The 17,528-nt window shown below is 68.9% G+C and carries 23 protein-coding genes; 7 read left to right on the top strand and 16 right to left on the bottom strand.

Annotation, left to right across the window (positions count from 1 at the left end):
- Positions 1 to 9: 9 nt before the first annotated feature.
- Together PK98_RS16950 and PK98_RS17240 are read right to left on the bottom strand one after the other, a co-directional pair.
- A complete protein-coding gene (locus PK98_RS16950) occupies positions 10 to 1,803 on the bottom strand; it encodes a LysM peptidoglycan-binding domain-containing protein (protein WP_052207781.1) in 1,794 nt (597 codons plus the stop codon).
- An 88-nt stretch (positions 1,804 to 1,891) separates the two neighbouring features.
- Entirely contained in the window at positions 1,892 to 2,341 is a 450-nt protein-coding gene (locus tag PK98_RS17240) for a hypothetical protein (RefSeq protein ID WP_039093492.1), read from the bottom strand.
- Between the two features lie 227 nt (positions 2,342 to 2,568).
- Here PK98_RS17240 and PK98_RS00235 point away from each other — a divergent pair, with 227 nt between their 5' ends.
- From PK98_RS00235 to PK98_RS00225, 3 genes are read left to right on the top strand one after another with little or no spacing between them, the layout of a single operon-like run.
- A complete protein-coding gene (locus tag PK98_RS00235) occupies positions 2,569 to 4,125 on the top strand; it encodes an HNH endonuclease (protein ID WP_152608485.1) in 1,557 nt (518 codons plus the stop codon).
- A gap of 9 nt (positions 4,126 to 4,134) precedes the next feature.
- Positions 4,135 to 4,608 (top strand): SMI1/KNR4 family protein, encoded by a 474-nt coding sequence (locus PK98_RS00230; RefSeq protein ID WP_161792379.1) that lies wholly within the window; start codon positions 4,135 to 4,137, stop codon positions 4,606 to 4,608.
- A 24-nt stretch (positions 4,609 to 4,632) separates the two neighbouring features.
- On the top strand, positions 4,633 to 4,866 hold the full coding sequence (locus tag PK98_RS00225; protein ID WP_152608484.1) for a hypothetical protein: 234 nt from the start codon (positions 4,633 to 4,635) through the stop codon (positions 4,864 to 4,866).
- Positions 4,867 to 4,868: 2 nt separating this feature from the next.
- Here PK98_RS00225 and sctT read toward each other — a convergent pair whose 3' ends face one another.
- The 7 genes from sctT to PK98_RS15800 form a co-directional block, all read right to left on the bottom strand.
- Entirely contained in the window at positions 4,869 to 5,690 is an 822-nt protein-coding gene (sctT, locus tag PK98_RS00220; RefSeq protein ID WP_039093488.1) for a type III secretion system export apparatus subunit SctT, read from the bottom strand.
- Positions 5,691 to 5,697: 7 nt separating this feature from the next.
- Entirely contained in the window at positions 5,698 to 5,961 is a 264-nt protein-coding gene (gene sctS / locus PK98_RS00215; RefSeq protein WP_039093487.1) for a type III secretion system export apparatus subunit SctS, read from the bottom strand.
- A 12-nt stretch (positions 5,962 to 5,973) separates the two neighbouring features.
- Positions 5,974 to 6,666, bottom strand: coding sequence for a type III secretion system export apparatus subunit SctR (gene sctR / locus PK98_RS00210; protein WP_039093486.1), 693 nt, complete (start codon positions 6,664 to 6,666; stop codon positions 5,974 to 5,976).
- Positions 6,667 to 6,677: 11 nt separating this feature from the next.
- Positions 6,678 to 7,634: a FliM/FliN family flagellar motor switch protein gene (locus PK98_RS00205; RefSeq protein ID WP_039093485.1), complete on the bottom strand. Its 957-nt coding sequence runs from the start codon at positions 7,632 to 7,634 to the stop codon at positions 6,678 to 6,680.
- Positions 7,627 to 8,010 (bottom strand): flagellar biosynthetic protein FliO, encoded by a 384-nt coding sequence (gene fliO / locus PK98_RS00200; protein ID WP_081995958.1) that lies wholly within the window; start codon positions 8,008 to 8,010, stop codon positions 7,627 to 7,629. Before fliO ends, PK98_RS00205 begins: the two co-directional genes overlap by 8 nt.
- Positions 8,011 to 8,013: 3 nt before the next feature.
- Positions 8,014 to 9,168, bottom strand: a complete 1,155-nt coding sequence (locus tag PK98_RS00195; RefSeq protein ID WP_052207777.1) for an EscU/YscU/HrcU family type III secretion system export apparatus switch protein — start codon at positions 9,166 to 9,168, stop codon at positions 8,014 to 8,016.
- Positions 9,169 to 9,277: 109 nt separating this feature from the next.
- The gene (locus PK98_RS15800; RefSeq protein WP_052207775.1) at positions 9,278 to 10,153 is read right to left on the bottom strand and encodes a DUF1521 domain-containing protein; all 876 of its coding nucleotides are present in this window, start codon (positions 10,151 to 10,153) and stop codon (positions 9,278 to 9,280) included.
- 182 nt (positions 10,154 to 10,335) lie between these two features.
- Between PK98_RS15800 and PK98_RS00185 the strand changes: the two genes are divergently transcribed.
- The 4 genes from PK98_RS00185 (at position 10,336) to PK98_RS00170 (ending at position 12,829) form a co-directional block, all read left to right on the top strand.
- The gene (locus PK98_RS00185; protein ID WP_039093484.1) at positions 10,336 to 10,794 is read left to right on the top strand and encodes a hypothetical protein; all 459 of its coding nucleotides are present in this window, start codon (positions 10,336 to 10,338) and stop codon (positions 10,792 to 10,794) included.
- On the top strand, positions 10,791 to 11,225 hold the full coding sequence (locus tag PK98_RS00180) for a LuxR C-terminal-related transcriptional regulator (RefSeq protein WP_081995957.1): 435 nt from the start codon (positions 10,791 to 10,793) through the stop codon (positions 11,223 to 11,225). The genes PK98_RS00185 and PK98_RS00180 overlap by 4 nt, the downstream gene beginning before the upstream one ends.
- A 163-nt stretch (positions 11,226 to 11,388) precedes the next feature.
- On the top strand, positions 11,389 to 11,994 hold the full coding sequence (locus PK98_RS00175; protein WP_039093483.1) for a hypothetical protein: 606 nt from the start codon (positions 11,389 to 11,391) through the stop codon (positions 11,992 to 11,994).
- Positions 11,995 to 12,181: 187 nt separating this feature from the next.
- Positions 12,182 to 12,829 (top strand): DUF6683 family protein, encoded by a 648-nt coding sequence (locus PK98_RS00170; RefSeq protein WP_152608482.1) that lies wholly within the window; start codon positions 12,182 to 12,184, stop codon positions 12,827 to 12,829.
- Between the two features lie 7 nt (positions 12,830 to 12,836).
- On the opposite strand, the gene PK98_RS00165 is transcribed toward PK98_RS00170, so the two are convergent.
- Genes PK98_RS00165 through PK98_RS17235 form a run of 7 tightly spaced genes read right to left on the bottom strand, consistent with a single transcriptional unit; the run spans position 12,837 to position 17,514 of the window.
- Positions 12,837 to 13,442, bottom strand: a complete 606-nt coding sequence (locus PK98_RS00165; protein WP_039093481.1) for a hypothetical protein — start codon at positions 13,440 to 13,442, stop codon at positions 12,837 to 12,839.
- Positions 13,443 to 13,465: 23 nt separating this feature from the next.
- Entirely contained in the window at positions 13,466 to 13,912 is a 447-nt protein-coding gene (locus tag PK98_RS00160; protein ID WP_152608481.1) for a hypothetical protein, read from the bottom strand.
- Positions 13,905 to 15,260: a FliI/YscN family ATPase gene (locus PK98_RS00155; RefSeq protein WP_326998645.1), complete on the bottom strand. Its 1,356-nt coding sequence runs from the start codon at positions 15,258 to 15,260 to the stop codon at positions 13,905 to 13,907. The genes PK98_RS00160 and PK98_RS00155 overlap by 8 nt, the downstream gene beginning before the upstream one ends.
- Positions 15,242 to 15,832 carry a FliH/SctL family protein gene (locus PK98_RS00150; protein WP_039093479.1) on the bottom strand — a complete coding sequence of 197 codons (591 nt, stop codon included), beginning with the start codon at positions 15,830 to 15,832 and terminating at the stop codon, positions 15,242 to 15,244. Before PK98_RS00150 ends, PK98_RS00155 begins: the two co-directional genes overlap by 19 nt.
- On the bottom strand, positions 15,829 to 16,341 hold the full coding sequence (locus PK98_RS00145) for a hypothetical protein (protein ID WP_039093478.1): 513 nt from the start codon (positions 16,339 to 16,341) through the stop codon (positions 15,829 to 15,831). The genes PK98_RS00150 and PK98_RS00145 overlap by 4 nt, the downstream gene beginning before the upstream one ends.
- Complete coding sequence (gene sctJ / locus PK98_RS00140; protein ID WP_052207773.1) at positions 16,334 to 17,095, bottom strand: type III secretion system inner membrane ring lipoprotein SctJ; 762 nt, start codon at positions 17,093 to 17,095, stop codon at positions 16,334 to 16,336. The genes PK98_RS00145 and sctJ overlap by 8 nt, the downstream gene beginning before the upstream one ends.
- A 5-nt stretch (positions 17,096 to 17,100) precedes the next feature.
- A complete protein-coding gene (locus PK98_RS17235; protein WP_200884953.1) occupies positions 17,101 to 17,514 on the bottom strand; it encodes a hypothetical protein in 414 nt (137 codons plus the stop codon).
- Positions 17,515 to 17,528: the final 14 nt, after the last annotated feature.

The following is a 17,528-nucleotide window of genomic DNA, read 5'->3' as shown; positions in this document are numbered from 1 at the left end:
TCTCGACGATTATTGCCGCACAAGGACGTAGCTGAACCGGGTCTGCCCGCCAAGCGTGGCAAGGAACGCGTTGAAGTCGTCGGGCCGCAAGGTCTGACATCCGGCCGATCCGGTCGACGTGTTGCCCCCCTGATGGATCAGGAGGGAGCGCCCGGCGCCTGATGGATCGACCCGGTCGGCCGGGGTGAAGCGCCCGTCATGATCGTTGTCGCGCAGAGCGGGCTGCACGGTTTCGGCGCGGAAGAACCGGTTGCCCGCGAAGCTGCCGGACTGCAGCGTGTAGCGGTAGCTTCCTTCGACCAGGCGACCCAGTTCCTTGCGCCCGTCGCCATCGACATCGACGCCATAGCCACGCGCGGCATAGCGGCCCGCCGGCTCGGTGTTGCCCTCCCAGGCACGCGCATGAACCGTGCCCACGCCGTCGCGCCAGACCAGCGCCATGCGGTCATCATAGGTGCCCTTTCCGCCATTCGCGCCGGTCGCAGTGTCTGCGCGGATTGCGACCAGCACCTTGCGTCCGGCGGCCAGATCGGCCTGCGCTGCGGCGTCGCCCTGCCGCTCGATGATGGAGGCCAGCTGGCCGGCTTCCGTGCCATTGCCGGCGGGTGCGCGTGCTTGTGCGACCGGGTCCGCACGGTCGATCATCGCCAGCGCGTCGCGCAGTTCGGCCGGGTAACGGATGCGCGTGATGTCGCGCAACTGCTGGGCTTCGCCCGCGCTGTAGCGGCCGCTGTCGGCCAGTCCGTGCAGATAGGTGGTCCGTTCCGCATAGATGTTCTGGATCAGCTGCCGGTCGTATCCGGGTGCGTCGCGTGCGATTGTGGCATCCGTCCGTTCGATCGCGGTGGTCAGCAGCTGCGCCGCCCGCCCGTGCTGTACGCCCGCCGACCATGTCGCATCGCGCACGGCATCGTGCCGGCTGGCCAGGTCCAGGCCGGTCGCGTCGCGCACGCGATCCACTGCCGGCTGATAATGCGTCCGTTCGATGAAGGCGTGCTGCGCCTCCCGGAAGGCCTGCGGCTCGCGCGCGGCGATTGCCCGCCATTCCGCTGAGAAGCCTGCACTGCCGGGTGTGCCGGACAGTGCACCGGCCCAGCCACGTCCCTCGATCCGCAGGAAGGATTGCAGCGTGCCGGCATTGGTCGACAGCTGGTAGACGCCATACGACACGCCGCCCGGATCATTGACGCCGGACGAGACCGTGCCGGGCCCGCGCCCGCTCGTCTCGTATCGTTCGGACAGGCTGCCGAGGCGATGTGCGCCATCGGCCGGGCGCGCCGCCGGCCGCTCCGCCACCGGCCCCTGCACCGGTACCGGGGCGCGCGCCACATCCGCCCGGCTGCCACCCTCCCCGTGCAAGGTCAGGACCATGCCCGGCGCGATCACGTCGGGATCGGCAATCCCGTTCAGCCGGGCAAGGGATTGCCAGCTGGTCCCGGCGGCGCGGGCAATTCCGCCCAGCGTATCGCCCGGCTGCACGACATGGATCGAGCGCCCGTCCGCCTGCGGCAGGCGAAGCGTCTGCCCGGGCATGATGCGGTCCGGGTCGGCAATGCCGTTGCTCCGCGCCAGCGTCGCGACGTCAGTACCGAACCGTGCGGCAATGGCTGACAGCGTGTCGCCCCGGCGGATGGTGTAGGTCGGCGGCGGGGCGAATCGGTCGAGCGGTGCCGGGCTGGCCATCAGCCGGTCGAGCGCGGATCCTCCGGCGAGCAGCGCGCCGTGCGGCAGCGGCGGGCTGTTCCGGTCCGCCCGGGCCAGCAGTCCGGTATCGTTGAGCGTTGCACCCTGCATCGTTGCCATGGCCGGCTCCCTTCGATCGTCCGGAAAGGATCGCAGAAGCGGCAGGCCAGCGGCAATAATCGTTTCGACTAGACGCGGTGAACGGAACTCAGGGGAACAGGGTCGCGATGCGCGCCCGGCCACCTTCCTGCAGGGCGGCAAGCAGCCCCGGGGGCGGGCTCCGCCAGTGGAACTGCGCGGGGCCGTGGCCTGTGGCGAACGGACCGGAGACCGGCGAGAACGCCCCGGGTGAGCTGCTTCGTGCCATCTGCCCCGGCGCCTGAGCCGCGAGCCCGTCTCGCGAACGATCCTGCGGCAGGTCGCCGCACTGTACCGCACCGACCACCAGCGCTGGTCCGGCGACCACCTCCGGCGGCGCATGCCGACCCTCGGCCAGCGGCACCGGGTCTTCCGGGGGGTGCCTGCCGGAGGCCGGCAGGCCCTGCCCGACCGGCCCCTGCCAACCGGTCAGCACTCCTTCCGGCCGCACGGTGCGCGCATCATGCGGCACGGCCGCAGGGGCCAGGCGGAAGGACAAGGAGGCGGGTTGCACATTCATGACACCGGGCATGTAGGAACGGCCAGCGACAACGTCACTCCTCGAATCGCTTACGGAGTTTCACGCAGCGGGCCGCCGGCCGGTATCAACCTCGCGGCTCCCTGACCCCCTCCGCATAATGATGAGCAGGACTAAGCAAATCGACTATGCCGCCGGGCGATCCTGCGCGCCTATCCTGCGGCCCGGCAACCACGCTGGGTGCCGTCCGCTGCGCAGGAGCGAAGCACATGGTCGAAACCGCAGGCATCCGTGCCGATCGCTGTCAGGCATATAGTGCCCAGCCCGATCCACACGCCATCGCGAACGATATCGTCGCGCGCAGCCGCACGAGCAGCGGGGCCGACCTCGCCGCGATCCGGCGCGATCTCGCCGCCATCGAAGCGCAGGACACCGCCCTCGCCTTGCAGGTCAGGAGCGCGGTGGAGGCGCAGCTGACCCCGGTCCAGCAGGGGCAGCTCGCGGCTGCCGGCTATGCCCTTACGGCGCCGGACGGAGCGCCGATCGCGCTGTCAGACCGGGGACTGACCGTGGCCGAACAGCGCGCTTCGCCTGCCGGCAGCGCCGCGGCGGAGCAATATGCCCGGTTCGACCGGATCTGGGGCGATGCCGATCCCGCCACCAACGATACCGCCGCGATCGAGCAGGGCCTGCGCAACATGGTCGCAAGCGGCCTGACCGTCGCGCAGATGGAGGCGCTGGGCACGCTGCCGCCACCCGCCAACGACCAGGGTCCGGACACCGCGACCCTGGTGGCGGATCTGGCGCAGATGACGCTGGACCTGACCGGCATCGTGGAGCCGACGCCGATCTCCGACGGGGCGAACACGCTGATCTCCATCGGCCGGTCGATCGGTTCTGCCTTCAGCGGCGACTGGGGCGGGGCCGGCGGGCACCTGGGCAATGGCGCACTGTCCGCCATCGGCATCGTCCCGTATCTGGGCGATCTGGCCAAGGCCGGCAAGATCGGCAAATGGGCGCAGACGGTCGCCGACACGATCGGCGCGGTTGCCCACAACCCCGCCCTGCGCCAGACCTTCGAGCCCGCGCTGCGCGAGATTTCCAATGCGGTGAACAAGCTGCCGGCCGATGTGCTGAACGCCCTGCCGGCCGGCGCGCGCGATTCGATCGAGGGCATGAAGCGCCAGCTCGACGAGTTCTTCGGTGCGGGCGTGCGCGCATCGGATGATCTGGCGATCGCCGGCGGGCGGATGTCCGGCAGCACCTTCGTGCTGGACGCCAATCGTGGCACCACCTTCACCGCAGGCGGCCGCACCCAAGCGATCGGCGATACGCCCAGCGTGACCACGCGCGCTGACGGCCGCCAGACCGTGACCGATGTGAATGGCGATCAGCACCTGGTGCGGCAGCCGGCCACATACGACTCGCGCACCATCAACCCGGACGCTACCGTGACCTATACCAAGGACGGGCAGAGCGTGACCTACGACCATAACGGCTTCCCGGTGTTCGACGCGAAGGCCGACCTCCATCTGGATGCGAGCGCCATCAACAGCGCCAGCGACGCGGCACATTTCCGCGAAGCGAACCGGATGCTGGGCGAGGCATTGCGCAGCGATGCCAGCCTGGCGGGCCGCATGGGCCTGACGGACGAGCAGGTCCGGTTCCTGACCCGCGAGAATCCCGCCGGCCGTTCTCCGCCGGACCTCACCTGGCATCATCACCAGGATACCGGCCGCATCCAGCTGGTCGACGTGGCGGAGCACGCCCACTTCTCAGGCGGGCATACCGGCGGTATGCGCATCTGGGGCGGCGGGCGCGACTAGGAGACTATGATGGCGGTCAGTTGGGAACCCTACATCGAGGTTCCGGGCAAGGGCGACCCTGCCCCTATTGCCGCGCTGGAAGAGCGCGTCGGCGTCACCCTGCCCGATGCGGTGCGACAGGTACTGCTGGACCATCCGGGCGACGCCACCATCCCCGACAGCATCAAGGTCGGCAGCCGGAGCGTGACGGCGTTCGGCCCGATCCTGTTCGCGGGCGGGCAGAAGGGCGACAAGCGCTACACCTATTCGGTCGAGTTCGTGCTGGACAGCCTGGTGGAATGGTCGGGCAAGGCCAGCAGCGCCGAGCTCGCGCTGTTCCCGTTCGCGACCAACACGGCCAGCGGGTATTTCTGCCTGGATTATCGTACGACCACTGCCTCGCCGCCGATCGTGTTCGTCGATCTGGACTATGATGGCGACGAGAGCAGCGCCGTCCTGCCGGTCGCATCGGACTGGCAGGAGCTGACCGGCAAGCTGGAATAGATCACGGCCGAGGCTGATGTGGCCGTGGTCGCCACCAGACTGGATGCGCATCTCGCCCGCTCGCCGGAAGCGTCGGGCTTCGACCTGATCCCGTTTGCCGCGCTGGTCGGCGGCGACTTTCTGGTGCTGGATTATGGCGCCGGAGCGCAGGCAGAGCCGGCCGTATCGGTCTGGCATCACCAGACCTCCGACGCGTTCGCCCCTGACATCAGCCCGGTCCCGGCCAGCTTTGTCGGCGTCCTGTGCGCCGTGCCCTGATCCTACCCGGCGATCCCGGCCACCCGCCGCATCACCGCCTCCGCCGTGGCGCCGCGGCTGGCCAGGTCGTCCAGCACCGCTTCTGCCAGCAGTGGCAGGGTCATGATCAGGATCAGCGTCGCCGCCAGGCTCTTGATCGGCATGGACAGGACGAAGACGTTGAACGACGGCGCCAGCCGGTTCAGGAGGCCCAGGCTGGCATCCAGCAGATAGAGCAGGACCACCACCGGTGCGCTGAACAGGAAGGCCAGGGTGAACAGCCGACCGAATTCGCGTTCGAACAGCACCACCGTGCCCGCATCGAAGCGCAGCCCGCCCGCGCCCATCGGCCAGAAGGCGTAGCTGGCCATGATGGTGCCAACCAGCAGCGTCAGTCCGCCTGCGCTGACGAACAGCACCTGGGCGAAGCGCGACAGCAGGTTGGCCGACAATGATGCCTGGGTGCCGGTGCCGGGATCCAGGATCTGCGCCATGGTGGCGCCGACCTTGTTGTCGATGATCTCCCCCGCCATGCCCATCGCCCACAGGATGGTGGCGAAGAAGAAACCGATGATCGTGCCCGCCCCCGCTTCCTTCGCGAACAGCACCAGCCAGTCGGCGGCGCCCAGCACGTCGGGGTCGAAGCTGGCCTGCGTGTTCAGCACGACCAGGCCGAAAGTCACGATCAGGCTGTTGCGCACCATCGGCGGCATGGTGTTGCTGCCGAACAGCGGCACGAACAGGAAGGCGAAGGCGAAGCGGGCAGACGCCACACCGACCAGCACCGCCTGTTCCATCCAGGGGGCCAGTTCGGTCAGCCCGGTGCCGACCGCTTCCCCCGTCATGGGCCCGTCATCCCAGACCCACGGTGTAGAACCGGCTGAAAATCATGTCGCTGAAGGCATACAGCGTGCTCGCCAGCAGCGACGCGGTGAGGAAGATGGTCAGCACGATCGCGAAGAACTTCAGCGTGAACTGCAGCGTCTGTTCCTGCAACTGGGTCGCGGCCTGGATGATGGCCGTGAGCAGGCCCACGACCGAGGCCGCGATGACCGGTGGCGCGGACAGCAGCAGCACCAGCCACATCGCTTCGATTGTCAGGCCGATCGGATCCATCGCGCTCAGCCTTCAGACATAGGACAGGACCAGACCATGGGCGAGCTTCACCCAGCCATCGATCAGGACGAACAGCAGGATCTTAAACGGCAGGGAGATGGTGACCGGCGACAGCATCATCATGCCCATGGCCAGCAGGATGTTGGATATGACCATGTCGATGATCAGGAACGGCAGGAAGATCAGGAAGCCGATCTTGAAGGCGATCGTCAGTTCGCGCACCACAAAGGCGGGCATCACCACGATGAAGTCGCCTTCCGACATCCGCGCCGCCTTCTGCGGGCCCGCGATGCGCTGCTGCGTGCGCAGGAAGAACATGCGTTCGCCCGGCGCCGAATGCTTCAGCAGGAACTGGCGCAGCGGCTCCTTCGCGCGGTCCGCCGTGGCGAACATCGCGCCGGTGTCATCCAGCGCCGGTGCGCTTTCGACGGCCTCGCCCGTGATCCCGACGGTCTGCTCGCCATAGCCGGCCGCACTCGCCATGTCCTCCATCACCGGATACATCACGTACAACGACAGGATCAGCGCCAGGCCGTTCAGCACCAGGTTGGGCGGCACCTGCTGCAGGCCCATGGCGGATCGCAGCAGGGTCAGCACCACCACGATCTTGGTGAAGCTGGTGACCATCACGGCAAAGAACGGCGCCAGCGCGATCAGGATGACCGTTACCAGGGCGGAGCCGGGGGTGAAGCTGGTCGGGTCCATCGCTGTGCTCCTTATGCGCCGGCGACCGGCGGGGTGGCGGCGGGATCCATCGTCCTCGCCCGTCCGACAACCTGATCCACCAGCACCGCGAAATCATCGCCCAGGCGCACCAGCTCCCCCGTGGCGATCGGGCGTCCGGCGACCAGCAGCTCCACCTCCAGCCCTTCGGCCAGCGGCATCAGCCTGATCGTGCCGCCTTCCGCCAGCGCCGCCAGTTCGCCCGCATCCACCGCCGCGGCGGGCAGGCGCACGGTGACAGGCACGGTAAAGGCGGGAGTGCCCGCGGCAACTTCGCTGCTGTCCATCGCTCGTCCTTCTGTCTGCTCGGTCCGCCCCAGCTGGAACAGGGATCCGTCCGTCGGGCTCCAGCGCCATTCCGTGCCAAGCGGGGCGCGGCTGGCGCCGGCCAGTTCCACCGCCAGCGGCCCGGCCGGCAGGCACAACAGGTCGCCCGCCTCCAGCGTCTCCACCGCGTCCAGCGGCAGGCTGGCGGCGCGGAAGCTCAGGCGCACCGCCACTGGCAGCGCGGCGGTCAGGGCACGCTGCGGCGCGCCGATGGCCGCGGTCGACTGCAAGGATGGGGCAAAGCCGAACAGCCCGGCCAGCCCAGCCCGCCGGACGGCTATCCATAGCGTGTCCTGCGGCCACTCGCCTGCACTCCGCGCTGGCCGGAATGGCAGGCCGAGGGCTTCCTCCACCGCCAGCAGCAAGGGTTCATACGCGGCAAGCAGGGCGATCTGGCTGTCGAGGTCGGACCCGTCCGCCGCCTCCGGCACCTGCCACAACAGACCCGCCGGATCGGCCAGCGCCAGCGCACCCGGCGGGCAGGCATGGCAACCGCGCTGCAGTTCCAGCGCCGGCGCTGCAGCGATCAGGGCGTGCAGCGCATTGGCGAACCGCGCACGCGCTTCGTCCAGACACGGCAGGGCGCCGGCCACGGGCTGTGCCGGCAGGTCGGCCTCAGCCATCGCGCCCGCCCTTGTCCCGCCAGGCGGCGACCATTGCGGGGGAGATGCGCTGCTGCACCGGCGCTTCGCCCGCGCTCGAGACCGGGCGGCCGGCCTGGTCCCAATGCGCCACCAGCGTCACCAGGCCCCCGCCCACGCCGACCAGCAACTGTTCGCCGCCGACCTCGACCAGCACCAGCCGCTCCCGCGGGCCGATCGGCAGGGCGCGAACGAAGCGCAGCGTGCGGCCGGTCTCCTCACCATCAGCCCCGCCACCGCCCATCTGCCGGTCCTGCAGGCGGCGCAGCAGCCAGATGACGGCCCATGCAAGCCCGAGCACCAGCGCCAGCGCAAGGATGATCGCCAGCAGCGACGACACGACGGCACCGATGCCCATGATTCAGTCCTTTTCCTCGAATGCCAGCGGCTCCCGGCCGATTTCCTGTTCCATCGGCGCATCCCCGGCGCGCGCGCGGCGCGCCCACAGGATGATCTCGGCGATCACCTCGAACATGTCCTCCGGCACCATCTCGCCCGTTTCTGCCGCGGCGTAGAGCTTGCGCGCGGCGGCCACGTTGCGGATGATCGGTACGTCGTTCGCCTGGGCGGCATCCCGCATGACGGCTGCCAGCGGTCCCAGCGCCTTGGCCGTGATCACCGGGATCGGCGCGCGTTCGGGATGGTGGTCCAGAGCGATGGCGATGTGCGTCGGATTGACCAGCAGGGCAGATGCACCGGCCGCGGCATTGGCGGCGGAGTTGCCGCCCCATTCCTGATGCATCTGCCGCCGCTCCGACCGGAGCATGGGATCACCCTCGTTCTCCCGATGCTCCTGCTTGATGTCCCGCCGGCTCATCATCATCTTCTTCATGAACGACTTGCGGGCGTGCAGCCGGTCGAGCACGGCGATCGCCAGGAACAGCCCCGCGCTCCACAGCAGCAGCTGCAGGGTCACGGAATGGAAGTATCCAGCAGCCCGTTCCCCGGCGATGACCCCGCCGCCGGCCGCGCGGCTGAAGGCGGCCTGCCGGATCATGCCGCCGACCTCCTCCAGCGCCGCCATGAAGATCAGTGCAGTCACGAGGACCAGGCACACCACCTTGGCCAGCGTCTTGACCAGTTCGACCCAGCCATCCTTGCCGAACATCCGCTTCAGCCCTTCGACCGGGTTCAGCTTGTCCAGCGATGGCTTCAGCTTCTCCCCTGTCAGCATCGGGCCGGTCTGGAAGAACTCGATCGCCAGGCCCATCGCGGCAAGCGGCGCCAGGATGGTCGCGGACAGCCCCACCAGCAGCCACAGCGCACGGGTGGCGAGCAGCGGGGCAGCATGGCCGAAATCCTGCGTGAGCGACAGGCGGAGCACCTCGTCCGCAAAACCGGCGATCAGCCAGGCGCAGTGGCCGGCGGCCAGTGCGAACAGCAGGCACATCGCCAGCGTGGAGAAGGCGGCACCGACATCCTTGGACTTGGCGACGTCGCCCTTCAGCCGAGCGTCGCGCAGACGCTTGGCTGTGGGCTGTTCGGTCTTGTCCCCGCCGTCCTGCTTGCCCGCCATCCGCGCCTGTCCGCTTGCCGTAGAACCGGTAGATCAGGCAATTGTGAACCGCGCAAGACACGCCCGGCGCGGTTCACCATCTTTGCGGCAGGCGGTTCGTCCGATGCAATCAGCGGTCGTTCTGGCTCGCGACGCTCAGGCTGGCCGACAGCATGCCCAGCATCAGGAAGTTGCCCAGCAGGCTGAATGATTCACCCAGGCTGGGCAGGTCGCTGCCGGGGCCGTAGGCCGCACCCAGCCGCGTCAGGTCGAGATCTGCCTGCGTCGCCACTGCGCCGCTCAGTTCCGAGATCCAGCCCGATCCGGCCGCATTCTCGTGCAGCACTAAACCGTCGCGATGCAGCGCATCCATCGCATAGCCGTCCTGCGACATGGACACGGCCAGATCGCCGCGGACCTGTTCGCTGACGCCGTTCACCACGATCGCGTTGCTGCCGTTCGTCACCACGACCTGGCTGGCATAATAGACGTTGGGATTGTTCTTCCCCGCCTCGGTGTTGATGGTGATCTTGGTGCCGTTCTCCAGCGTGAAGGTGGTGGTCCCCCAGAAATCATAGACGTGCTTGCCATCCACGGACACGTGCGGATCACCCCAGATCTGCGTGCTCTCGCCGGTCCTGGCGTTGCGGATCGTGATCTCGCTGCTGTTCTCGTTGAACTGCAGGGAGTAGCCATCGCCGATGTCGACCGCGGCGGTGTTCGTGCCCGTCAGCTGCGCGCTCCACTGCGCGGTGGGTTCCGGGAACACGGGCAGGGCCGGCGGGCTGCCGGCCGGCTGGCGCGGAGGGGTCGGTACATTGCCGAACAGGCTGAGCATGATCAGCTGCGGCAAGGCCCCGCTCGCGAACGGAGAGGCACCCAGCGGGTTGAAATACTGGCCCATGATCCCGGCGGCGAGCTGCAGGCTCAAGCCGTTCGAGATCTGTTGCAGGCCCGCAGTCAGCGTCGATGGCAGACCGACATTCAGCCCCAGGTTCAAAGTCATCTCCGACGTCCTTTCGTTGAAAAGCGGTGCAGCTGGCCGACACGCATGGCTGGGCTCGCTGGAACCTGACTATGGCAGAGCACGCTTCGTCGCAGGCTCATCGAAACGATTAGAGCGCTTGCGCGAAACGACCATGCCGCACCGCTTGGCAGCGGCATGTGCCGGGCCTAGCGTCACCGATGATGAGCAATGACATCCGGGCCCGGCTGACGGGCGTTCACGCGATCGGCCGCGTCGGCGGCGGCGGCAGAGGCGGCGCCGCGGCAACGCTGGGCACACTGGCCGGGCGGGTCGCGGGCCAGATCGCCGACGCGCTGGACATGGCCGGCCGCGATGGCGATCCGCAGGGTGGCGGCGGCGGACACGCAGGCGTGCTGCCGGCGGACCTGTACGGGGTCGACCGGGAGGCGGAGGCACTGGCTGGCGGTCTCGGCGCCAGTCCGGCCGACACGGTCCGGCTCGCCGCCGCTCTCCACGCCTTCACGGAGGAATGCGCGGCGGAACTTGCCGCCCGTCCGGCTGCCTTCACGGTGGAACGGATCGCCGGCATCGTGACGCGGGTCGCCGGCTCCGCGCCGACGGTGCCCGAGACCCTGGCCGCGATCGAGCAGGCGACACGCGCAATCGGGAGGGATCGATGAACGGCAACTATACCGGCGGCATCGCCTCTGCCGCGCAGGACGCCCGGGCCGCGCGCGAGCCGGAGAGCGACCGGCGGCAGGGGCTCGGCGTGGAGGACATCGACGGCCTCGCCCAGCTGATCGCCCAGATCAAGCAGCGCGAGAGCGAGCGTGATGCGAGCCGACGCGAGTTGCAGCTGGGCGAATTCCTGGTGGAAGGCTGGCGCGTTCCGGCGGACCGGATCGCAGCGCTCCGCTCCCTGTCTCGGACGGAAGTGGCGGTGATGCGCTTCCTTGGGTGGGGGCGCGCCAACAAGGATATCGCCAGCCTGCTGAACATCCACGAGAACACGGTGCGGACGCATCTGAACAATGCCATCGGCAAGCTCGACGTCGATGGATCGCGCGGGCTGGCGTGCCTGGCAGGCCTGCTGTTCCATCCGGTGGAATAAGGCCCCCTAAGCAAAACGATGAGGCAGTCTAATTGATCTGCCGAGAGCGCTCCGGCCCGGACTGCCGCACAACAGGGGCACAGGCAGACACGCGGATCCACAGGGACCGCAGGCCTGGCAGTCTTTTTCAAGGAGAGTGGTCATGGGTCTTCTCGGTGGAATCATGAAGTCGGTCATCAATCCCATCTCGCTGGCGCAGCTGACGATGGGTCCGGCCGGCTGGGCCGCGCTGGCGACGCGCACGCTGTTCTCGGCAATCGGCCAGCAGGTAATCCAGAACCTGGGTCAGCAGCTGGGCCTGCCGCAGTCGGTGATCGACGTGGCGCATTCGGCATTCTCCGGCTCGTTCGGCGGCGGCGCGCTGGCCGGCGGCACGATCGGTCAGGCGGTCCAGTCCCTGGCGCAGCAGTTCAACCTGCCCGCCACCGATGCCGGCAACCTGGAGCGCAACGCGAATGATGCCGCCCGCCAGATGACCGACTCGGTGCTGCAGAACATTCGCGAGAACGGTTCGGGCGATGACTACGCTGCCGCCGTCAAGGGCAAGTCGCGCCTGGTCGCGCTGGCCATGGCCATGGGCGCAGTCATGGACGACAAGATGGACCGCATGATCGAGCTGGGCGAAAAGCTTGATGGCGCGAAGAAGACCGGATCCCTCTCGGCCGAGATGCAGGGCCTGGGTCAGGAAATGAACATGGTCAGCAACGCTCTTGCCAGCACCATCAAGTCGATCGGTGAATCGGCCACCACTCTCGCGCGCAAGGGCTGATCAACCAAACGTCGAGCAGTTCTTGGGGAGGGGTGCGCTGCGCCCCTCCTTCTTGTTCAGGGCCTTCATCGCGTTCATTGTGGCCGAGACGCAGAAGGAAACATCAATGCTTCGTCACCTCTCGATGATCGCTTTGGGATTTGCAGTTTTCGGGACGGCCAGCCAGGCCGCAGCCCAGGACATGCCGATGTTCCACAATTTCGCGCCACAGATGGCCATGGTGGAGCTTCAGAACGAAGTGATGCAGCGCGGCCTGGAGGACCGGGAAAGCGAGGGAGCTCGGACTGGTCCATCCGCACGCGCCGCATCCCGGGCAACCTCGCTGACCTTCTCCCCTTCCGCCGCACGCCGCCGGGCCAATCTCGCCGAGTTCGCTGCCAAGACACGGGGTGGCAATCCCGAGAGTGCCGCGCTGATGGAACAGCTGTTCGCCTCGTCCGACGTGATCGGGCAGATCGGCGCGGCGGTGGCTCCCTACGGCTACTCGGTCGACAATCTGGGTGACGCCTATGCCTTCTGGTGGATGACCGCCTGGGAAGGGGCCCGTGGCTCTAACCGCACCTTCAGCCGGGCGGAGATGCGCGCGGTGCAGGCGCAGGCGCGGAACGCATTGCAGGCGACACCGGAACTCGCCCGCACGGGTGACGCCGGCAAGCAGCAGCTGGCAGAAGCCATGTGGATCCAGGCGGCGATGATCGACGGCATGGTCGACCTGGCGAAGGAACAACCGCAACTGATGCCGCAGCTGCAGCGGGCGATCCGCCAAGGTGCCAGCGCATCCGGCTTGGATCTTGATGCCATGCGGCTGACCGAGAACGGCTTCGTGCCGGGCTGATCCGGCGTCAGCTGCCCGGCTGCTCGTCCTCCAGCCGGACGACGCAGCGGGTCAGGCCGCGCGCATCGAGATGCATCGACAGTTCGGCCGCCAGACGGCGCCGGTGCTCCGTCGCCTTCGCCGGCAGGTGCAGCGCGATGGCGAAACCACCCTGCCCCGCATGTTCCACCCGGGCCGCAACCCGGTCACTGCCCGGAAGTTCGATGTGGTAGCTGCCGGATGACGGCAGATGCAGGCTGGCGATCCGCTCCGCCAGCTGCATCATGGCAGGATCGGCACTCCGCAGGGACGGCGCCGTGGGCACCTCGGCCGCAGTCGGCGCTGCCAGCTGGATGCCACCACCCTGCCCCGTCATGAAGGACAGGGCATCTCCGCCCGGATCACCTGCGGGTGGTTCGCGGAAGGACAGGGCACCGGTCAGTCCCGCCAGTCCGGCTTCGCCGTTACCCTCCTGCGCCGCGTCGCCCTGCTTCTCGCGTTCGCCTGCCTTGCCGGAGGACGTCGTGCCACGATCCGGCCTGCTTCCGCTCCTGCCCCCGCCCAGCAACTGTTCGAACCGGTCGCGCAGGGCGGGATCCGGCTTGGCCTGCGGCACGGCAACCCGGTGCACCATCGGCTCTGCGCGTTGCGAAGGCCTCAGCACCGGCGGGTCCGGGAATGCGGCAGTTCGTCCGCGGCTTCCTCCTCCTTGCGCAGGGTGGCCGCTCGCCGTCCGGCAGCGACCTGGCCGTTCAGCAGGGTCTGCCGCGCTTCGTTGCGCATCACGGCAAGCGCCGCCGCCCGCCGGCCCGCCTCGCAGCGGCTCGTTTCCGCCTCGCTCTGATCCACTTCGCTTGCGGCGGCGGTGGTGATGGCGGTCTGCAGGGTGCGGGCGATCCAGCCCTGCTCGTCCGCCGGATTGTCGTAGCAGCCGGCTGTCACCGCATGTTCGTCCGCCACCCGCGCCGCGTGCCATCGACGGGCGGCCTGATGCCGGCGGCTCGCCAGGTCCAGCTCCGCCTGCACCGTCCGCAGGCGCCGTTCGGTCGCGACCTGGCGCATGCTGCCGATCCGCAGAAGGGCAGGCAATCGTGTATCAGCCATCCAGTGCCTCCGTCAGCGCCCGCAGGCGCACCAGCGTTTCCGTGAAGGGTGTGGGGTCCGCCATGCCCTGCTGCAGAAATTCCTCGATCGGCTCGCGCACGGCGAGCGCCGCATCGGCCAGCGCATCCTGCCCCGCGCGATATTCGCCCATCTGCACCAGCAGTTCGATATCGGCGAGCCGCGCCATTGCCCGGCGCAGGGTGCCCGCAGCGTGCAGATGCTGTGGTTGCGTGATGCGCGTGATCACGCGGGACAGGCTGCCATTCACGTCGATCGCGGGATAATGGCCTGCGCCGGCCAGCCGACGGGACAGGTGGATATGCCCGTCCAGCAGCGACCGGACCTCCTCCCCCACAGGGTCGCCATCCTCGTCCTCTAGCAGCACGGTGTAGATGGCGGTGATCGCGCCCTTGTCCGACGTGCCTGCGCGCTCGAACAGCTGCGGCAATTGCGCGAACAGGGACGGCGGATAGCCGCGCCGGACCGGCGGTTCCCCCGCGGCAAGGCCGATCTCGCGCTGCGCCCTGGCGAAGCGGGTCACGCTGTCCATCATCAGCATCGCGTGCTTGCCCTGGTCGCGCAGACCTTCCGCAATGGCGGTCGCGACCTCGGCGGCGCGCGCGCGTTCCTTCGCCGGACGGTCGGATGTGGCGACGATCACCACCGCCTTGGCCAGCCCTTCCTCCCCCAGCGCATCCTCGATGAACTCGCGCACCTCGCGCCCGCGTTCGCCGATCAGCGCGATTACGAAGGCGTCCGCATCCGCATGCCGCGCCAGCATGGCCAGCAGGCTGCTCTTGCCGCTGCCGGCTGCCGCGAAGATGCCGATCCGCTGCCCTTCGCCCAGCGGCACCAGCGCATCGATCGCGCGGATGCCCGTCATCACCTGCCGGTCGATGAGCCGGCGCTGCAATGGTGGCGGCGGTTCGGCGTGCAGGTCGCGCGCGGGATGGGTCGCGACCGGGCCCAGCCCGTCCAGCGGCCGCATCCGGCAGTCGAGCACACGGCCCAGCAGGTGCGCACCGTAGGGCACGCGCGGTGTGCTGCGCGCCAGCACGATCTCGTCCGCCGGAGACAGGCCCCGCACCTGACCCAGCGGGGTCAGCACGGCCAGGTCGCCGGCGAACCCAATCACCTCGGCCTCCAGCCGCTCGCCCGTATCCGGCAGTCGCCGCACTTCGCAGATGTCGCCGATGCGCGCGCGCAGGCCCGCGACCCGCAGCGTGGTCCCCAGCACCTCCACCAGTCGGCCGCGCTGTTCGTTCAGCGGGGCGCCGTCCAGCGCCTGCAGCAGGGCGTCGAACTTGCGATGGCGCCCGTCCGCCCCGGTCATCCGGCCGCGCCCCATCGCTCCGCCAGCCGCTCCAGCTGCAGGCTCACGCTGGCGACCACCTTGCCGGACCGGGTGTGGATCACGCAGTCCCCCGGTGCCAGTTGCGCATCCGCCACGATCAGCTGCGCCCAGGGCGCCCCCAGCCGCTCGCCCACTGCCAAGTGCGAGGCGGGCGGCACGGCGATGCGGTCCACTTCGTCCAGTGGCAGCGCGGCGACCGCCTGCCGGGCGAGCCCGGCCAGCAGATCGCCATCCGGCAAGGCACCGATCATGCGGCGGATCGCCTCTAGCGCCAGGGTGGCGATATCGTCGTGCAGGGCGGCCTGCGCCTGTTCAACCTGGCGGGCGACGGGCACGATCAGGTCGGCAAGCGTCCTGTCGCGCTCCTCCAGTACCAGCCGCAGGCCCTCCTGCCGCCCGGCCGCAAAGCCCTCGGCACGCGCGGCCTCCGCCTCCGCCGCAACGGATCTTGCATGGTCGAGCAGCGCGGCCGCTTCCCGGATCATCCGGGCTTCATCCCGGCGGATCAAAGGCGTTGGGCCGAACAGCGCGCTGGCAGCGCCACTATGATACAGGCGATAGGTCATTGCGGGCCCTGCTCCCCCGCCGTGCAGAGGAGCAGCGCAGTGTCGGCAATCGCGCGCGCATCCACATCGTCTCCGGTGGCCGCATCCAGCACCGCCTGCCCCGTGTCCCGCAGCTCCGCCGATGCGAGCGACCGGGCCGCCACGCCCGGCGCGGCATCGGGCAGCTCGGCCTCGAGCACCGCTTCCAGCAAGGCCGGAGTATAACGATCGGCCAGATCGCGCAGCAGCGGTCCGGCGACCGTGCGCAACAGGATCGGTCGTGCCGCGAGCAGGCCGGCGATCTCCGCCAGCCTGTCACGATCCAGCGCGGGATCGAGCCGCCACATCGGCAGCGACGCCAGCTCGGCGAAGGTAACCGCACCCCTGCCAGGCCGCGCCTGCGCGGCGAAGCGGGCAGCGCGCGGCGTGGGCACGCAACCGCTCGCCATGCCGCGCAGCAGCAGGTGCTTGCGCACCAGTCCGGCCCGCCAGCTCGGGCCTTCGTGCCGGAGAAGCGCAGCGTCAGACATCGATCTTCTGCAACCGCTCCGCCCGGTCGGCATCTTCCAGGCGCAGAGGCTCGGCCGGGATTGGCCGGCGACCCCGCCACCAGTGCCACGCACCGGCCGCGATCAACCCCAGGGCCACCAGCAGCACCAGCACGCGCATGCTGTCGCTGACATCCATCAGCGAACCACCGGTTTCGGGAGCGGCGGCAGCGCCCGGCACCATCACCACCGACACCCGGTCATAGCCCAGCCCTTCGATGGAGTTGGCCACCAGCGTCTTGATCGCCCCGGTCTGCCGTTCCAGGTCGAAGCCGGGACGATATTTGACGAATACGGACGCGGAGGAAGGCGCCGCATCCTGCGTCAGCGGATCGGGCTGCGGCAGGTTCAGGTGCACCCGCGCCCGCACCACCCCGTCGATCGAAGCGATGGTGTGCGACAGCTCCTGCGACAGGCCGTAGTTCAGCCGGGCGCGCTCCTCCAGCGGGGAGGAGGTGAAGCCTTCCTTCTGAAAGATCTCGCCAAGCGACTGGAACTCCTCCTCCGGCAGGCCTTGCGCGCGCAGGATGGACACCGCTTCCGCGAAGTCGCCCTGCTCCACGCTGACGGACCAGGTATCTTCCTCTGCCGCCGCCTTCTGTGCGCCGATCCCTTCCACCGCGAGCGCTGCGACGATCTGGTTGGCCCCGTCCTCCGTCAGGTCGCGGTGCAGTTCCTGTTCGCCGCAGCCGGCCAGGGCCAGCGCGACAAAGAAGGGCAGCAGGAAGCGGGTCATCGGCGTCACCCCTGCTGGCGGAACAGCTGCTGCACGCCGTCGGCACTGCGATTGGCGATGTTGGAGGTCAGCTGGCACTGGAACATGAACTCCTGGCAGCGCATCGTCAGGTTGACGATCTCGCCCGGGGTCAGCTGCCCGTCACCGGCCTGGGCTTCGGTTGCGTAATCGGACACCGACTTCGCCTGGCTGTCCACCTGGTCGAGCGCGTCGAACAGCCCGCCCACGACCTTGGGCACCTCGCCTCCCTGCCCGACAGGCGCGGACATGCCGGCCGCATTCAGCGCCGCATCGAACCGCGCCTGTACGGCGGGGTCGGCCGCCCCGACAGCGGTCGGCGCGCCCAGTTCGATCTGGTGCAGGCCGCCTGCGGTGCCCATGCCGATGCCACCTGCTCCCGGCAGCGGTGCTGCCGCCATGACCGGATCCACGA

The organism is Croceibacterium mercuriale, from assembly GCF_000802385.1.
Classification (GTDB): Bacteria; Pseudomonadota; Alphaproteobacteria; order Sphingomonadales; family Sphingomonadaceae; genus Croceibacterium; species Croceibacterium mercuriale.
The sequence above is the reverse complement of the archived record's forward strand: the minus strand, read 5'-3'. Positions and strand labels throughout refer to the sequence as shown.

Bases quoted from the DNA above. Each gene is read 5' to 3' on its own strand.
- PK98_RS16950 (WP_052207781.1), bottom strand. From the start codon at position 1,803: ATGGCAACGATGCAGGGTGCAACGCTCAACGATACCGGACTGCTGGCC.
- PK98_RS17240 (WP_039093492.1), bottom strand. From the start codon at position 2,341: ATGAATGTGCAACCCGCCTCCTTGTCCTTCCGCCTGGCCCCTGCGGCC.
- PK98_RS00235 (WP_152608485.1), top strand. From the start codon at position 2,569: ATGGTCGAAACCGCAGGCATCCGTGCCGATCGCTGTCAGGCATATAGT.
- PK98_RS00230 (WP_161792379.1), top strand. From the start codon at position 4,135: ATGGCGGTCAGTTGGGAACCCTACATCGAGGTTCCGGGCAAGGGCGAC.
- sctT (WP_039093488.1), bottom strand. From the start codon at position 5,690: ATGACGGGGGAAGCGGTCGGCACCGGGCTGACCGAACTGGCCCCCTGG.
- sctS (WP_039093487.1), bottom strand. From the start codon at position 5,961: ATGGATCCGATCGGCCTGACAATCGAAGCGATGTGGCTGGTGCTGCTG.
- sctR (WP_039093486.1), bottom strand. From the start codon at position 6,666: ATGGACCCGACCAGCTTCACCCCCGGCTCCGCCCTGGTAACGGTCATC.
- PK98_RS00205 (WP_039093485.1), bottom strand. From the start codon at position 7,634: ATGGCTGAGGCCGACCTGCCGGCACAGCCCGTGGCCGGCGCCCTGCCG.
- fliO (WP_081995958.1), bottom strand. From the start codon at position 8,010: ATGGGCATCGGTGCCGTCGTGTCGTCGCTGCTGGCGATCATCCTTGCG.
- PK98_RS00195 (WP_052207777.1), bottom strand. From the start codon at position 9,168: ATGGCGGGCAAGCAGGACGGCGGGGACAAGACCGAACAGCCCACAGCC.
- PK98_RS15800 (WP_052207775.1), bottom strand. From the start codon at position 10,153: ATGACTTTGAACCTGGGGCTGAATGTCGGTCTGCCATCGACGCTGACT.
- PK98_RS00185 (WP_039093484.1), top strand. From the start codon at position 10,336: ATGAGCAATGACATCCGGGCCCGGCTGACGGGCGTTCACGCGATCGGC.
- PK98_RS00180 (WP_081995957.1), top strand. From the start codon at position 10,791: ATGAACGGCAACTATACCGGCGGCATCGCCTCTGCCGCGCAGGACGCC.
- PK98_RS00175 (WP_039093483.1), top strand. From the start codon at position 11,389: ATGAAGTCGGTCATCAATCCCATCTCGCTGGCGCAGCTGACGATGGGT.
- PK98_RS00170 (WP_152608482.1), top strand. From the start codon at position 12,182: ATGTTCCACAATTTCGCGCCACAGATGGCCATGGTGGAGCTTCAGAAC.
- PK98_RS00165 (WP_039093481.1), bottom strand. From the start codon at position 13,442: ATGGTGCACCGGGTTGCCGTGCCGCAGGCCAAGCCGGATCCCGCCCTG.
- PK98_RS00160 (WP_152608481.1), bottom strand. From the start codon at position 13,912: ATGGCTGATACACGATTGCCTGCCCTTCTGCGGATCGGCAGCATGCGC.
- PK98_RS00155 (WP_326998645.1), bottom strand. From the start codon at position 15,260: ATGGGGCGCGGCCGGATGACCGGGGCGGACGGGCGCCATCGCAAGTTC.
- PK98_RS00150 (WP_039093479.1), bottom strand. From the start codon at position 15,832: ATGACCTATCGCCTGTATCATAGTGGCGCTGCCAGCGCGCTGTTCGGC.
- PK98_RS00145 (WP_039093478.1), bottom strand. From the start codon at position 16,341: ATGTCTGACGCTGCGCTTCTCCGGCACGAAGGCCCGAGCTGGCGGGCC.
- sctJ (WP_052207773.1), bottom strand. From the start codon at position 17,095: ATGACCCGCTTCCTGCTGCCCTTCTTTGTCGCGCTGGCCCTGGCCGGC.
- PK98_RS17235 (WP_200884953.1), bottom strand. From the start codon at position 17,514: ATGGCGGCAGCACCGCTGCCGGGAGCAGGTGGCATCGGCATGGGCACC.